Genomic DNA, 14,233 nt, shown 5'->3' on the forward strand with positions numbered 1-14,233 from the left:
CGGCCGGCTCGTCAACTTTCCCGCAACAGGCGCATCGGCGGCGTGTGGATCACCTTGCGCGTTCCGGCCAGGCCCAGCAGCATCACCACCAGTGCCGCTGCGAGTGCGCTGCCTGCCAGCGGCCACGGCGGCGGCACGAAACCCTCGATGTGGAATACCGCATGGCCCAGCCACAAGCCGGCACCGGCGGCGCCGAGCGCGGCGGTGAGGCCGGCGACCAGGCCGAGCAAGGCAAACTCGCACGCGGCCGCCACCCGCAACTGCGCACGGCGCGCGCCCAGCGTGCGCAACAGCGCTGCTTCGTGCCGGCGTTCGGCCGCGCTGGCGGCGAGCGAGGCGGCCAGCACCAGCGCTCCGGCCAGCAGGCTGAAACCGAGAATCCAGCGGACGGCGTTGCCGACCCGGTCCACGATCTCGCGCACGCGATCGAGCAGCGAGTCGACATCGATCAGGCTGAGGTTGCTGTAGTCGCGTGAGAGTTGCGCCAACGCATCGGCATGGCTGCCGGACAGATGGAAACTGGCCAGCCAGGTGTGTGGAAGTTCGCTCGCGTGCGCCGGATCGAGCAGCAGGAAAAAGTTGACCCGGAACGAGCTCCAGTCGACCTTGCGCACGCTGCCGACGGTGGCCTGGATGGTGCGCTCGCCGACCTGGAAGCTCAGCGTATCGCCCAGCTTCAGTGCAAACATGTCGCGCCACATCGTGTCGATCGACACTTCCGCCTGCGTCGGCGCGGCACCGGACCAGCGGCCCGCGATCACCTCGTTGGCCGGTGGCAGCGCGCCGGCCCAGGACAGGCGCAGCTGTCGGTCGGCCCATTCTTTGGCGCGAGCGTCGTCGAAATGGAGCTGGTCGACCGGCTTGCCGTTGATGGCGGTGAGCTTGCCCACCGCCAGCGGCAGCATGTTGAGCTGGTCTGCGCCCACGCGCTGCAGCGCCTGCGTGAACCCGGCGCGCTGGTTTTCCTGCAGGTTCAGCGCGAACCAGTTCGGTGTATCGGCCGGCAATTCCTGGCGCCAGCCCTGCAGCAGTGACGGCGCCACCACCGCCAGCAACAGCAGGGCACATAGCCCAAGGCTCAGCGAGGTGGCCTGGATCACGCTCAGCAGCCGTCGCCGTGCCAGCGCAGCCAGTCCCAGCCGCAACGCAGGGTGCGCGCCGGGCGCCACGCGCCGCGCCAGCCACAACAGCAGCATCGCCAGCAATGCCGCGATCGCCGCCACGCCAAACAGGCTGGCGGCCAGGATGCCGGCGAGCTTGAACGAGCTGCTCTGGCTCCAGATCAGGCCCAGCGCCACCAGCAGGGGAATCAGGTACAGGAAGTCGAAGCGGCGCGCGCGCCGGGTCATGCTCTGGCGGAACACCGCCACCGGCGGCACTTCGGCCAGTCGCGCCAGTGGCGGCAGGGCGAAGCCAACCAGCACGGCGATGCCCATCGCGGCAGCGGCAAACGCGGGTGCCAACGGCAGCGAGGTGGGCACGTTGCCGAACAGTTGGCTGGCCAGTAGCCACGCCAGCTGCGTCAGGCCGAGCGCCAGCAGCACGCCGAGTGCCGTGGCCGGTACCGCCAATGCACCCAGCGTGCCCAGCAGCAGGCCCAGCACGCGTCGTCGCGGGGTGCCCAGAGCGCGCAGCAAGGCCACTTCGTTGGTCTTGCGTCGCGCGTAGCGCTGCGCGGACAACGCGATCGCGATGCCTGCCAGCAGGGCAGACAGCAAGGCGGTCAGGCGCAGGAAGGCGCCGGCGCGGTCGAACGCGCTGCGCATGCGTTCCTGGGTCTGCTCCGGCGTGATCAGTTGCGCGCCCGGCGGCAGCTTGGTGGTCTGCGCCCAGTCCCGCCAGCGCTGCACATCTGCCGGCGTACCCGCCAGCAGCAGACGATGTCGCGCGCGGCTGCCCGCGGCCAGAAGACCGGCCGCCTTCGCGTCATCCAGGCTCATCATCGCGCGTGGTGCCAGCGCCAGCAGCTGGCCGCCATCGGGCTGGCGCACCAGCTCGGCGGCAATGTTCAGCTCGCGTCCGCCCAGCTGCAACGGGTCGCCGACTTTCAGCCCCAGAGCGACCAGGGCACGATGATCGAGATAGACGCCACCAGGCGCCGGCGCATGCCCCGTGTAGTGGTGACCTGCGGCGTCGACCAGCTCCAGCGTGCCGCGCAGCGGGTAGTGCGCATCGGCGGCGTCCACATCGAGCAACTGCGTTTGCTGGTTGGCGAACGCCACGCTGGGAAAGCCCGCCGTGCGGGCAAGCGTCAAACCATCCTGCGCCGCCTTGGCGGCAAAGCTCTCGGGCAGAGCCTGCGGGGCGCCAATGCCGATATCGCCACCGATCAGCTCGGCCGCGCTGGCGAGCATGCCGCGCTCGATCCGCGTGGCGAGCGTGGCCACCACGCCCAGCGCCACCACGGCCAGTACCAGCGAGGCTGCCAGCGTGCGCAGCTCGGGCAGGTGCCATTCGCGGCGCAGGTTGCGCAGAGCGAGCCGCAGCATGTTCATGCGTGTGCGCCCGGCACGACGCGCCCTTCGTCCAGTTCGATCCCGCGCTGGCAGCGTGCCGCCAGCGCGGCGTCGTGGGTAACCAGCACCAGGGTGGTGTGATGGTCGCGATTGAGGGCAAACAGCAGGTCGCAGACGTGGTGGCCGGTGCGCTGGTCGAGGTTGCCGGTCGGTTCGTCGGCGAACAATACGCGTGGCCCGTGCACGAACGCGCGCGCGATCGCCACGCGTTGCTGCTCGCCACCGGAGAGCTGGGCCGGATAATGGCGCCGTCGCGGCGACAGCCCCACCGCGTCGAGCGCCTGGCGGGCGCGAGTTCGCGCATCGCGGCTGCCCTCGAGTTCCAGCGGCAGCATCACGTTTTCCTCGGCGGTGAGCGCGGGCAGCAGGTGGAACGACTGGAACACGAAGCCGACCAGGCGCCGGCGCAGGTCGGCGCGGGCTTCCTCGTCAAGCCGATGCAACGCATGGCCGTCCAGCGTGATTTCGCCCGCATCGGGCGTATCCAGCCCGGCCAGCAGGCCGAGCAGGGTGGTCTTGCCCGAGCCGGAGGCGCCGACGATCGCGAAGCTCTCGCCGGCCATGATGCGCAGGTCAATCCCGGTCAGGATATCCAGCCTGCCCTCGGGGCCGCGCACGGACTTGCTAACATCGCAGGCTTGGAGGAGCGGACCGGAAGAATCATTCATGCGTCGATGCCTGTGGTTGCTGGTTTTTCTGTGTGGCATCGGCGCCGCTCATGCGGCTGCGCCGAAAACCGTGCTGGTCATGGGTGATTCGCTATCTGCCGCGCACAACATCCCGGTCGAGGCCGGCTGGGTGCACCTGCTGGACGCGCGTCTTTCCAAGATGGTGCCGAAATGGACCGCGGTCAATGCCAGCATCAGCGGCGAGACCTCGTTGAGCGGGCGCAACCGGCTGCCGGCGCTGCTGCAGAAATACCATCCCGCGGTGCTCGTGATCGAGCTGGGGGCGAACGACGGCCTGCGCGGGCTGCCCTTGTCGGCGCTGCACGACAATCTGGCGGCGATGATCGAGCAGGCACAACAGCACAAGGTCAAGGTGTTGCTGCTGGGCATCGAGCTGCCGGTCAATTACGGGCCGCGATATCGCGACGGCCTGCGTGCCATCTACGCCGGGCTGGCACGCGAGAAACACGTTGCCCTGGTGCCGTTCCTGCTGGAAGGCGTCGCGCTGGATCCGGCTCAAATGCAGGCAGACGGCCTGCACCCCGTCGCCGCCGCCGAGCCTGCCGTTCTGGACAATGTGTGGGAGAAATTGCGCACGCTGCTGCGGTAGAAAACTCGAACAGAAGCTGAATTTCCCATGCCGGTTTCACATCGGCATCACCCCGTCGCCGTGTATACCTTCACAAATGTGAAGTCGAACGGCAGCGAGGACGATATGACCATGCATGAGGAACAGGCAGGCTTGATCCTGCTGGTGGAAGACAATCGCCAGATCGCCGAGATGGTGGGCGAATTTCTCGAGCGGCGTGGCTACTCGGTGGACTATGCGGCCGACGGCGTCAGCGGGCTGCATCTGGCTGTGGCCAACAGTTACGACGTGATCGTGCTGGATCTGATGTTGCCCGGGCTGGACGGCCTGGAGGTCTGTCGCAAGCTGCGCAAGGAGGCAAAAAAGTCCACCCCGGTGCTGATGCTGACCGCGCGTGACACCCTCGAAGACAAGCTGACCGGTCTCGAAGCAGGCGCCGACGACTATCTGGTGAAGCCGTTCGAGGTACGCGAACTGGAAGCCCGCCTGCGTGCGCTGATCCGTCGTGACCGTCGTCAGGTGTCGACCGAGGTGCTGACCGTCGGCGACATGACGCTGGATACCGCCACCTTGCGCCTGACCCGTGCCGGCGAGGAACTGGTGGTTTCGCCGATCGGGCTCAAGCTGTTGGCGATCCTGATGCGCGAGTCGCCGCGGGTGGTCAGCCGGCGCGATATCGAGCGCGAGATCTGGGGCGATACGCTGCCCGATTCCGATACCTTGCGCTCGCATCTTTACAATCTGCGTCGGGTCATCGACAAACCCTTCGCACGGCCTCTGCTACACACGATCCATTCGGCGGGTTACCGTTTGGCGGATCTCGAATCGGAAATGGCGTCAACGACCCAGACCGCCTGACACTGAAACGGCGAAGGTGATGAACAGCAGGGCGACCAGCGCCACCACATTCCGCGTGGGAGCATTCAAGCGGCGCATTGCATGGGTGTTCGGACTGCAATTCGTGGCGGTGTTGATCGTTTGTGCCATGGGCATTTTCGATGTCGCGCCGTGGCCGGCCGTGATCGTGCTGATCCTGATCACCACGGTGCTCGCGTGTCTGGCCACCCAGCACGAGTGGGGCCCGATCCGGGCATTGGCCAGGCTGATCGATGGGTGGGATTACGCCAAGCCGGATCCCGACGCCTTTCAACCGAATCATTTGCCCCGACGCACCGACGCTGACGTGGCATCGCTCGCCCGGGGCTTGCACGGCTTTGCGAGCCGCATCGCCGGTTACGGCCAGCGCGAACGCAACTTCACCCGCGATGCCAGCCACGAACTGCGCAGCCCGCTCACCGTGATCAAGATGTCCGGCGACATGCTGGCCGACGAGCCCGGCCTGAGCGATTTCGGGGCACGGTCGGTGCGTCGCATCCACCGTGCTTCACGCGAATTGGAGATGCTGGTGGAGGCCCTGCTGGTGCTGGCGCGGGACGCCGACACCCCGACGGACAAGGAACGTTTCGTGGTGAACGAGGTGTTGGAGCGGGAGCTGGATGCGGCGCGCGAGCTCCTGGGTCGCCGCTCGGTCGAGCTGCGGCTCGAGCACTCGGCACGCTTTGCGCTGGAAGGCTCGCCGCAGGTGTTCTCCGTGCTGTGCTGGCAATTGCTGCGCAATGCCTGTCAACAGGCCGAGCGCGGCAGCGTGGTGGTTCGCGTGGAACCGGGTGTGGTTTGCGTAAGCAATTGGCTTGATCCGACCGACGTCGCCGGGAATGTCGATACCCAGCGCGCGGATCGGCACGGGTTCGAGCTTGCGATCGCGCGGCAGATCAGCGACCGCTTCGGCTGGCCGCTGGAACTGCAGAGCCGGCTCGACCGGGAAAATGTCGCGTGCATCCACTTCCCCGATGCACTGCCGGCCGATCCGGAGACGGATTCGAAGCTGTAGGAGCGCACTGAACTGCGCTCCTGCCGCCGAATCAGCCCGCTTTCAGCGATGCATCCACGACGAACGCACAGCCAGTCTTGGCCTTTACATCGTCCAGCGTCACGCCGTCGTTTAGTTCGATCAGGGTCAGGCCCTTGCCTTTCTCCACCGAGAACACGCACAGGTCGGTGATGATCAGGTCCACCACCTGCTTGCCGGTCAGCGGCAGGTCGCATTCGGTCTTGATCTTCGGGCTGCCGTCCTTCGCCGTGTGCTCCATCAGCACCACCACGCGCTTGACGCCGCTGACCAGGTCCATCGCGCCGCCCGGCCCCTTGACCATCTTGCCCGGCACCATCCAGTTCGCGAGGTCGCCCTTGGCCGACACTTCCAGGCCGCCCAGGATCGACAGGTCGATATGACCGCCGCGGATCATCGCGAATGAATCGGCGCTCGAGAAGAAACTGGAGCCGGGCAGGGTGGTGATGGTCTGCTTGCCGGCGTTGATCAGGTCGGGATCGAGCTGTTCCTCGGTCGGGAACGGACCGATGCCGAGCAGGCCATTCTCCGACTGCAAGGTCACGCTGACGCCCTCCGGAATATGGTTGGCGACCATGGTCGGAATGCCGATGCCCAGGTTCACGTAGAAGCCATCTTCCAGCTCCTTCGCGGCGCGTTTGGCCATGGCCGTGCGGGTCGGGTTCTCCTTGCCGGCCACCACACCGGCGATGGTGCGGAACTCGATCCGCTTCTCGTATTTCTCGCCCTGCACGATGCGGTCGACATAGATGCCCGGCACGTGGATGTTGTTCGGATCCAGCTCGCCCACCGGCACCAGGTGCTCCACCTCGGCCACGCAAACCTTGCCGCAGGTGGCGATCATCGGATTGAAGTTGCGCGCGGTCTCGCGGAACACCAGGTTGCCGTGCGCATCGCCCTTCCACGCCTTCACGATCGACAGGTCGGCGGTGATCGCCTCCTCCAGTACGTACTCCTTGTCGCCGAAGCGCTTGGTTTCCTTGCCCTCGGCCAGCTTGGTGCCGAAACCGGTGCGCGTGTAGAAGCCCGGAATGCCGGCGCCGCCCGCGCGCAGCTTCTCGGCCAGCGTGCCCTGCGGAGTCAGGTGCAATTCCAGTTCGCCGGCCAGCGTCTGCCGCTCAAACTCCTTGTTCTCGCCCACGTAGGAGGCGTAAACGCGCTTGACCTGGTGCGTCTTCAGCAGCGGGCCCATGCCGAAATCGTCCACGCCGGCGTTGTTGCCCACGATGGTCAGATCCTTGGTGCCGGCCTTGATCAGCGCGTCGATCAGGTTCTCGGGAATGCCGCACAGACCGAAACCACCGGCAGCAATCGTCATGTCGTCGAACAACAGGCCATCAAGGGCTTTGGTGGCGCTCGGGTAAACCTTGTTCATTGCGATGCCTTCCTGCTCAAGGAGAATCAGTCCCCAAGGATACGCCGGATTGCCACCGGCTGGCCTCGTACGAAGGTCGCATGACGGGTCAAGGTCTCTCGCTTGCTCGCTTGACGCAATCATTTACAGGTGTAAACATAAATCCACTTACACGTGTAAACGGTGACTCATGGCGATCAGCGAAGCCGAAGCGGTGGTGATGGATGTGCTGTGGCGCGAGGCTCCGCGCACCGCCGAGGAGATCCTGGCCGAGGTCGGTCCGGCGCAAGGCTGGCAGGAGGGCACGGTGAAATCCCTGCTCAATCGCTTGCTGCGCAAGAAAGCCGTGCATGCGGAGCGTGATGGCCGCCGCTATCTCTACACGCCGTTGCTGGCGCGCGAGCAATACGTGTCGCAGGAGAGCAAGGGCCTGCTCGACCGCCTTTTCGGCGGCCGTGTGGCGCCGCTGGTGGCGCACTTTTCCGAGCAGCGCAAGTTGTCGAAGAAGGACATCGCCGAGCTGCGCAAACTGCTGAAGGAACTCGACGATGAGCAGTGAACTCGCCGCGATTGACTGGTTTGGGCGCGGCTGGCTGCTGCTGCTCGCCTTTACCGCCGCCGTGTTGCTGGTGGCGGCGTTGCGCAAGCCATGCCGGCATCTGTTCGGCGCCGAGCGTGCATTTCAATGGTGGCTGCTGCCGCCGCTGGCGATGCTGTCAAGTCAGTTGCCGCATGCAGTGGCCGCGCCGGTCACGGTGTTTTCGACCATGATATCCACGGTCACCCCGGCGGCGCTCATGCCGCACACCCAAATCGCGTCGGCGCATTCCGTCGACTGGCGCTTACTCGCGCTGATCCTGTGGCTGGCGGGTAGCGCTGTCAGCCTGCTGTTGGCCATGCGTGCGCAGCTGCGATACCGCAGGCGGCTGCACGACGCGCGAGTGGTGGACGGGTTGGCTTCGGCTCGCCCGGTGCTGCGCGCAGCCACGGCGGACATCGGGCCGGCACTGGTCGGAGCGTGGCGCAGCCGAATCATCTTGCCGGCCGATTTCGAACAACGCTACAGCGATGTGGAGCAGGTTCTCATTCTTGCTCACGAAACCATGCATGCACGTCGTCACGATGGCTGGTGGTGCCTGCTCGGCCGCATCTTCGCCGCCGTGTTCTGGTTTCACCCACTGGCGTGGTGGGCGCTGTTCGCGCTGCGTCACGATCAGGAGCTGGCCTGCGATGCTGCCGTGTTGCATGAGCACGGCGCGAAGCGGCGCAGCTACGCCCAGGCGATGCTGAAAACCCAGTCGGCGGAGATGGCGTTGCCGGTCGGTTGCCCCTGGTCACCGCGTCATCCCGTCACGGAGCGAATCGCCATGTTGAAACTCAAGCAACCCGACGTTACGCGCCGCCGGACGGGCGGTGTCGTCCTGGTCACGATTGCTGCCAGCGTGGTCAGCGCGGTGTACGCCACCACCCCGGCACCCCGCGCACCTCCCGCGGCGGCTCCGGCCGAGCACTACACCTTGACCATCGACGCCGTCATGGGCGGCGGGGACCATGCATCGCACTTCAGCTACTGCGTGACACCGAATCAGTACGTGATGGCGAACGGAACAGGCAAGCCGGCAGACAAGTTTTCGTGGCAGGGTCGGTTTGCCATCGCGCCGGTGGCGAATGGCCAGTTGGAGATCCGTGCGCAGGTGGATACGCGATTCGATCGTGGCGCTGGCAACGTGCACATCCAGTCGGCCAAACCGGTTGTACGCACCTTGCCGGGGATATCAGCAACGGTGCAGTTCGGTCAGGTCGTTCAGGGCCAGGATCAGGCCGGGCGTGAAGACAACACCATCAAGTTTGTCCTGACGCCCTTGCCGGGATGTGCGGCCGGGACCGGCGTGAGTGGCGCCGTTGCGGCGCCCGACCATGCCAGGGTCGGTGACCCCGAGTATCAGCTCAACCTCTCGATCAATCTGGGCAGAGAGGAAGCCGGGGCCGCGCATGACAGGCGCGTGAATCTGGCGGTGTGTACGGGCGTGGGCCAGCCAGCCTCCGTGAAGAGCCATGCCATGAACATCTCCACCCAGGTATCGCCGGTCGCCGGTGGCAAGCTGGGTATCGAACTGAAGGTTGCGGATGAATCAGGTGCAACCCTGGCCAAATCCCGATTGCTGGGTCGGCCCAACGAACTGCTGCACGCCGGCGGCCCGGGCGCTGATGGCCATTCGCACTACTCCATCGACCTGACGCCGTTGGAGGGATGTCCCGCGCGCACCGCGGAAATGACAAGCAGGCCAGCGACTGCCTGAGCCTTCACATCCGCTCGATATACTGGCGGCATAGCCCTGAAGAGTGTCGCCGCAATGTCTTGTCGACGTTCCCTCGCCACCGCCGCAGTTGCGCTGAGCATCGCTGCCGGTTGTCACGCCGAAGTCTCGCCCGTGCTGGTTATCCACGGCGGAGCCGGCGTCATTCGGCACGACATGACCCCGGCGAAGGAAAAGGCAATCCGTGCCGCGATGACGCTGGCGCTGCAACGTGGATATGCCGAGCTCACTGCAGGCAAGTCGGCCGTGGATGCGGTCACCACCGCGCTCGTCGTACTGGAGGACGATCCCCACTTCAATGCCGGCAAAGGCGCGGTGTTCACGCACGACGGCAAGAATGCGCTGGATGCGGCCATCATGGATGGCAACACGTTGGAAGCGGGCTCGGTCGCCGGAGTGGAGCATGTGAAGAATCCGATCCTGCTGGCACGTGCGGTGATGGAGAAGACGCCGTACGTGATGCTTTCCGGTAGCGGTGCGGAAGAGTTTGCCAAGGAACAGGGCATCCGCCTGGTGGATTCGTCCTGGTTCCGGACCGAGGAACGCTGGCAGCAATTGCAGCGGGCATTGAAGGAGGACGCGGCGAAGCAGCCGCATGCGGACGAGGAGACGGCCAGGCATTTCGGCACGGTCGGCGCGGTGGCGCTGGACGCCCAGGGCCACCTCGCCGCCGGCACCTCGACCGGCGGCATGAACGACAAGCGCTGGGGGCGCATCGGGGATTCACCGATCATTGGCGCCGGAACTTACGCGAACGCGGGCTGCGCCGTTTCCGGCACCGGCTGGGGCGAGTACTACCAGCGCACGGTGGCGGCCCACGAGATCTGCATGAAAGTGACCCAGATGCGCGTGCCGCTCAAGCGCGCCGCCGCAGTGGTGATCAACCAGGAGATTCCGTCGATGGGCGGCAACGGCGGCGCCATCGCGCTCGACGCGCAAGGCCAGATCTCGATCCCGTTCAATACCGACGGCATGTATCGCGGCTGGATCGGCGCCGACGGCACGCCGCACGTGGCGATCTACGGCGATGAAGACGACGGCACCGCGGAAATCCCGGAGCCCGCGTCGTCCGACAGCGCCGAGTAGCCCCGCACGCGTGACGTAGGACGGGCTCTGCCCGCCGTCCGTCGCACGAGAGCCGGCGGGCGGAGCCCGCCCTACGCGGGGCGACGCGTCGGTGTGGTCTCAGCGGGTTCCGTACCTCGTGATGTAGGGCGGGCTTTGCCCGCCGTTTCGGGCGCAGCATGGTGAGCCGGCGGGCGGAGCCCGCCCTGCGTAGGGCGACGTGTCTGCTGGATCGCTGGGCTCAATCGTCGCGGTCGGGGCGTTCGCGCACCGGGTGCTTGCTCAACTTGCGCTGCAGGGTGCGGCGATGCATGCCTAGCCGACGTGCGGTTTCGGAGATGTTGCCGTCGCACTCGGTCAGCACCCGCTGGATGTGCTCCCATTCCAGCCGGCGCAAAGCCAGTGGCTGTTCGGGGGCGTCCGGCAGGTCGTCTTCATCCGGCCCGTTGTTGTCGCCATCCAGCAAGGCGCGCACCACGGCGTCGGCATCGACTGGCTTGGCCAGGTAATCGTGGGCGCCACGCTTGATCGCCTCCACCGCGGTGGCGATCGACGCATAACCGGTAAGCAGCAGCACGCGCATGTCCGGCACCAGCGTGTGCAACTCGGGGATCAGGCGCAGCCCGTTCTCCTCGCCCAGCTTCAGGTCGAGCACGCAGTAGCGTGGACGATGCCGGCGGGTCAGGGCTCGGGCTTCGTCGAAATTGCTGGCGGTGATGACCTCGAAGCCGCGCGAGCCGAGCGCGCGCGCCAGTACGCGCAGGAAGGTGGCATCGTCGTCGACCAACAGCAGGGGGCGCGCGGGATCGACCTGGGGCAGCTCGGTCATTACGGTGTTTCCTTCGGCTGGATCAGTTCTCTATTCTTGCCGGAAGCGCCCTTGCTTGCACGCCCGGATGTTTCCGCGACGACCGCCAGCGGCAGGCGCAGGCACACTTCGGCGCCATGCTCGGCATTGCGTGCCACCAGCTCGCCACTCAACCGCTCGGCGGTGGCTTCGGCCAGGGTCAGACCAATGCCCAGGCCGGTCTGCTTGCGCGAGAAGCCGATCAACGTCAGCTCATCGGTGTCGTCGAAGCCGGTGCCGTGGTCGAACACGCTCAGCTGAAGCCAGTTGTCGTCGCAGGATATCCGCAAGGCCACCGCATGGGACTGGTTCGCGGCCGAGGCATCCGCCGCGTTGTTGAGCAGGTTGATCAGTGCGTGGCGCAGGCCTGGCGGCGTACGCAGCTCCATGCTTGCCACGGCCTCGTCGAGCGTCAGTGTCAGCTCGGCCTCCGGGCGCAGCAGCTGGAACCGCTCCAGGCAACCGTGGATGAAACGGGCCACGCTGATGCGTTCCCGCTCCTGCGACAGTTGCGCCTTGCCGAAGGTGACCATCTCGCGCAGGATGGTGCGGCAGCGATCCACCTGACCTTCAAGCAGCTCCAGGTCTTCCGCGAGACCGGTATCCTCGGCATGTTCGCGGCGAATTTCGGGCAACAGCGTGCGCATGGTCGACAGCGGCGTGTTGAGTTCGTGCGCGGCGCCAGCTGCCTGGGTGGCGATCGCCAGAATGCCTTCGTCACGCAGGGCCCGTTCGCGCACCCGCTGCACCTCCAACTGCTGCAGACGCACCGCATGCGCCAGCCGGTTGATGAAGAATCCCAGCAGCAGCGCGGTGATCACGAAGTTCACGGCCATGCCGCCCACATGCAGCGCAAACCCGTCGTCGCCGCTGGACGGCATCGGCAGCGGCACATACCACAGCAACAGCAGCAGGTAAGCCAGCGCGGCCAGCATGGATACCGCCAGCACGGCGCGCACAGTCAGTGCCGCGGCGCTGAGCGCGATCGGTACCAGCAACAAGGTGATGAACGGATTGCTGGCACCGCCGGTGAAATACAGCAAATAGCCAAGCACCAGGGTGTCGACCGTGATGTGCCCGATGGTTTCCCACTCGCGCACTGGCCACGGCTGGCCCAGCCGCCACGCGGCGAAGACCGCGAACACCGCAAGCAGGCCGATGCCCAGCAGCAGCGGCAATAGCGGAATCGGAAGATGCATCCACCACGCGCAGACCAGCACGGCCGCACTTTGGCCGCCAATCGCGCACAACCTTAGCCAGGCCAGTGTGCGGGTGAGCGCGAACGGGCCGATGCGGGAGCGTGGTTTGTTGCGACGGTGGGGCATGATGGTTCGGCAACGCACGGCCCGCGTTCACGCGGGCCGTGCGGATCAGGCTTGGTTTACTGTTCCGAACCGATCGTCGGCAGCGGAACGTCGGCGGCACCGTTGTGCAAATGGTGCTCGCGGGACAGCTTCCTCATCAGCGGCAACACGGCGAGTGCGATGAGGGTGCAGATGACACCAGCCACGCCCAGCCAGAAGAACAGGTTGGTGTAGATCGGCATGGTCTGGATCGGATCGGTGACGTCCTGCGGCACGCTGGCGTAGTTGGCGACGATTCCGCCCAGGTACTGCGAAATACCCGAAGCCACGAAATAGGCACCCATCATGAAACCGCCCATGCGTGCGGGCACGTAACGGGCGATCATTGCCAGTCCCAGGCCGCTTACCAGCAGCTCGCCCAGCGAGGAGGAGCCGTAGCCCCAGACCATGATCCACGACGTGGTTTTGCCGGGCTGAGTGGTGAAGTGCGCGGCAGCGCTGTAGATGAAAAAGCCAAGAGCCACGGCGGCGAAGCCAAGTGCGAACTTGGTGGCAATCGAGAAATCCTTGCCGTTCTTGCCAGCTTGCGTGTAGAGAATCGCCAGGACCGGGCTCAGGATCATGATCCAGATCGGATTGAACGATTGGAACTGCGCCGGCTTCCAGTCCCACAGATGCACACCGAACACGTCGAAGCTCGGGTCCACGTTACGCAAGGCAAACAGGTTCAGCGAGGTCGACATCTGCTGATAGAAAATGAAGAAGAAGATGGTCTGGATGGTCAGCACCAGCGCGGCGATCAGCCCAGCGCGCTCGCCTTTTTCGCTGGCCTTGATGAGGTAGATGAAAATGCCCAGCACCACGATGCCGGCGATGATCACGAACGCACGCGCCAGATCTTCGTATTGCAGCACCGCCGCCGATCCGCCCACCGCCAGCACGCCGCAACCGAGTACGGCGAGCAGCCGGCCCTTGTTGACCGGCAGGGCGTCCGGAGCGGAGCCGATGTGGCGCATTGATGCGCGCATCAGCATGTAGTTGACCAGCCCCACGATCAGACCGATGCAGCACACGCCGAACGCCGCATGCCAGCCCAGTTCGTGGCCCCAGGTTTCGTTGACGTAATCCTTGATCCACGGCGTGAGCAGCATCGAGGCGGTCGAGCCGATGTTCACTGCCATGTAGTAAATGGTGAACGCGCTGTCGATGCGCGAATCGTCGCCCTCGTAGATCTTGCGGACCAGGTTGCCTGCGTTCGCCTTGAACAAACCGTTGCCGACCACGATCACGCCCAGCGCGCCAAACAACGCCCACGTGTTCTCGGTGGGCACCGTCATCAGGGCGTAGCCGAGCGAGAGGATTCCAGCGCCAAGCAACATGGTGCGTCGCGTGCCCAGGATCTTGTCGCCAATCCAGCCGCCGATCGCCGGTGCCACGTAGATCAGGGCGGCGGCGGCGCTCCAGGTAAGGTTCGCCCGTTCATCGGCAAAGCCCAGCCGCTGCACCATGTAATAGATGATGAGCGCCTGCATGCCGTAGTAGCCGAAGCGCTCCCACAGCTCGATCATGAATACGGTAAAGAAAGAGCGTGTCTGGGACACAGGTGGATTCTGGATTGCCATATGTTTTCCGTGCGGTGTTCAAACCATGGCGCCGTGCTGAC

General features: G+C 65.6%; 12 protein-coding genes. 6 read left to right on the top strand and 6 right to left on the bottom strand.

Annotated elements, in window-relative coordinates:
• Nucleotides 1-11 precede the first annotated feature (11 nt).
• Both AC0L58_RS04190 and AC0L58_RS04195 read right to left on the bottom strand, forming a co-directional pair.
• Nucleotides 12-2,495, bottom strand: a complete 2,484-nt coding sequence (locus AC0L58_RS04190; RefSeq protein WP_473686990.1) for an ABC transporter permease — start codon at nt 2,493-2,495, stop codon at nt 12-14.
• On the bottom strand, nt 2,492-3,184 hold the full coding sequence (locus AC0L58_RS04195; RefSeq protein WP_473686992.1) for an ABC transporter ATP-binding protein: 693 nt from the start codon (nt 3,182-3,184) through the stop codon (nt 2,492-2,494). The genes AC0L58_RS04190 and AC0L58_RS04195 overlap by 4 nt, the downstream gene beginning before the upstream one ends.
• Between AC0L58_RS04195 and AC0L58_RS04200 the strand changes: the two genes are divergently transcribed.
• From AC0L58_RS04200 to AC0L58_RS04210, 3 genes are all read left to right on the top strand, one after another.
• Complete coding sequence (locus AC0L58_RS04200; protein ID WP_473686994.1) at nt 3,183-3,794, top strand: arylesterase; 612 nt, start codon at nt 3,183-3,185, stop codon at nt 3,792-3,794. The two genes, AC0L58_RS04195 and AC0L58_RS04200, sit on opposite strands and share 2 nt — an antisense overlap.
• 105 nt (nt 3,795-3,899) lie before the next feature.
• Nucleotides 3,900-4,631, top strand: coding sequence for a response regulator transcription factor (locus AC0L58_RS04205; RefSeq protein ID WP_473686996.1), 732 nt, complete (start codon nt 3,900-3,902; stop codon nt 4,629-4,631).
• Between the two features lie 19 nt (nt 4,632-4,650).
• Nucleotides 4,651-5,664: a sensor histidine kinase gene (locus tag AC0L58_RS04210; RefSeq protein ID WP_473686998.1), complete on the top strand. Its 1,014-nt coding sequence runs from the start codon at nt 4,651-4,653 to the stop codon at nt 5,662-5,664.
• A gap of 31 nt (nt 5,665-5,695) precedes the next feature.
• On the opposite strand, the gene AC0L58_RS04215 is transcribed toward AC0L58_RS04210, so the two are convergent.
• Complete coding sequence (locus AC0L58_RS04215; RefSeq protein WP_473687000.1) at nt 5,696-7,057, bottom strand: 3-oxoacid CoA-transferase; 1,362 nt, start codon at nt 7,055-7,057, stop codon at nt 5,696-5,698.
• Nucleotides 7,058-7,226: 169 nt separating this feature from the next.
• Here AC0L58_RS04215 and AC0L58_RS04220 point away from each other — a divergent pair, with 169 nt between their 5' ends.
• From AC0L58_RS04220 to AC0L58_RS04230, 3 genes are read left to right on the top strand one after another with little or no spacing between them, the layout of a single operon-like run.
• Nucleotides 7,227-7,595: a BlaI/MecI/CopY family transcriptional regulator gene (locus AC0L58_RS04220; RefSeq protein WP_473687003.1), complete on the top strand. Its 369-nt coding sequence runs from the start codon at nt 7,227-7,229 to the stop codon at nt 7,593-7,595.
• Nucleotides 7,585-9,336 carry a M56 family metallopeptidase gene (locus AC0L58_RS04225; protein ID WP_473687005.1) on the top strand — a complete coding sequence of 584 codons (1,752 nt, stop codon included), beginning with the start codon at nt 7,585-7,587 and terminating at the stop codon, nt 9,334-9,336. The genes AC0L58_RS04220 and AC0L58_RS04225 overlap by 11 nt, the downstream gene beginning before the upstream one ends.
• A gap of 54 nt (nt 9,337-9,390) precedes the next feature.
• Nucleotides 9,391-10,440, top strand: coding sequence for an isoaspartyl peptidase/L-asparaginase family protein (locus AC0L58_RS04230; RefSeq protein WP_473687007.1), 1,050 nt, complete (start codon nt 9,391-9,393; stop codon nt 10,438-10,440).
• 220 nt (nt 10,441-10,660) lie between these two features.
• On the opposite strand, the gene AC0L58_RS04235 is transcribed toward AC0L58_RS04230, so the two are convergent.
• Genes AC0L58_RS04235 through AC0L58_RS04245 form a run of 3 tightly spaced genes read right to left on the bottom strand, consistent with a single transcriptional unit; the run spans nt 10,661 to nt 14,192 of the window.
• A complete protein-coding gene (locus AC0L58_RS04235; RefSeq protein ID WP_473687009.1) occupies nt 10,661-11,248 on the bottom strand; it encodes a response regulator transcription factor in 588 nt (195 codons plus the stop codon).
• Nucleotides 11,248-12,591 carry an ATP-binding protein gene (locus AC0L58_RS04240; RefSeq protein WP_473687011.1) on the bottom strand — a complete coding sequence of 448 codons (1,344 nt, stop codon included), beginning with the start codon at nt 12,589-12,591 and terminating at the stop codon, nt 11,248-11,250. Before AC0L58_RS04240 ends, AC0L58_RS04235 begins: the two co-directional genes overlap by 1 nt.
• Before the next feature lie 56 nt (nt 12,592-12,647).
• Nucleotides 12,648-14,192, bottom strand: a complete 1,545-nt coding sequence (locus tag AC0L58_RS04245) for a peptide MFS transporter (RefSeq protein WP_473687013.1) — start codon at nt 14,190-14,192, stop codon at nt 12,648-12,650.
• Nucleotides 14,193-14,233 lie beyond the last annotated feature (41 nt).

Source organism: Rhodanobacter sp. G2-10 (genome assembly GCF_055809185.1).

Coding starts and splice junctions, on each gene's coding strand:
- AC0L58_RS04190 (WP_473686990.1), bottom strand. CDS start 2,495: ATGAACATGCTGCGGCTCGCTCTGCGCAACCTGCGCCGCGAATGGCAC.
- AC0L58_RS04200 (WP_473686994.1), top strand. CDS start 3,183: ATGCGTCGATGCCTGTGGTTGCTGGTTTTTCTGTGTGGCATCGGCGCC.
- AC0L58_RS04195 (WP_473686992.1), bottom strand. CDS start 3,184: ATGAATGATTCTTCCGGTCCGCTCCTCCAAGCCTGCGATGTTAGCAAG.
- AC0L58_RS04205 (WP_473686996.1), top strand. CDS start 3,900: ATGACCATGCATGAGGAACAGGCAGGCTTGATCCTGCTGGTGGAAGAC.
- AC0L58_RS04210 (WP_473686998.1), top strand. CDS start 4,651: ATGAACAGCAGGGCGACCAGCGCCACCACATTCCGCGTGGGAGCATTC.
- AC0L58_RS04215 (WP_473687000.1), bottom strand. CDS start 7,057: ATGAACAAGGTTTACCCGAGCGCCACCAAAGCCCTTGATGGCCTGTTG.
- AC0L58_RS04220 (WP_473687003.1), top strand. CDS start 7,227: ATGGCGATCAGCGAAGCCGAAGCGGTGGTGATGGATGTGCTGTGGCGC.
- AC0L58_RS04225 (WP_473687005.1), top strand. CDS start 7,585: ATGAGCAGTGAACTCGCCGCGATTGACTGGTTTGGGCGCGGCTGGCTG.
- AC0L58_RS04230 (WP_473687007.1), top strand. CDS start 9,391: ATGTCTTGTCGACGTTCCCTCGCCACCGCCGCAGTTGCGCTGAGCATC.
- AC0L58_RS04235 (WP_473687009.1), bottom strand. CDS start 11,248: ATGACCGAGCTGCCCCAGGTCGATCCCGCGCGCCCCCTGCTGTTGGTC.
- AC0L58_RS04240 (WP_473687011.1), bottom strand. CDS start 12,591: ATGCCCCACCGTCGCAACAAACCACGCTCCCGCATCGGCCCGTTCGCG.
- AC0L58_RS04245 (WP_473687013.1), bottom strand. CDS start 14,192: ATGGCAATCCAGAATCCACCTGTGTCCCAGACACGCTCTTTCTTTACC.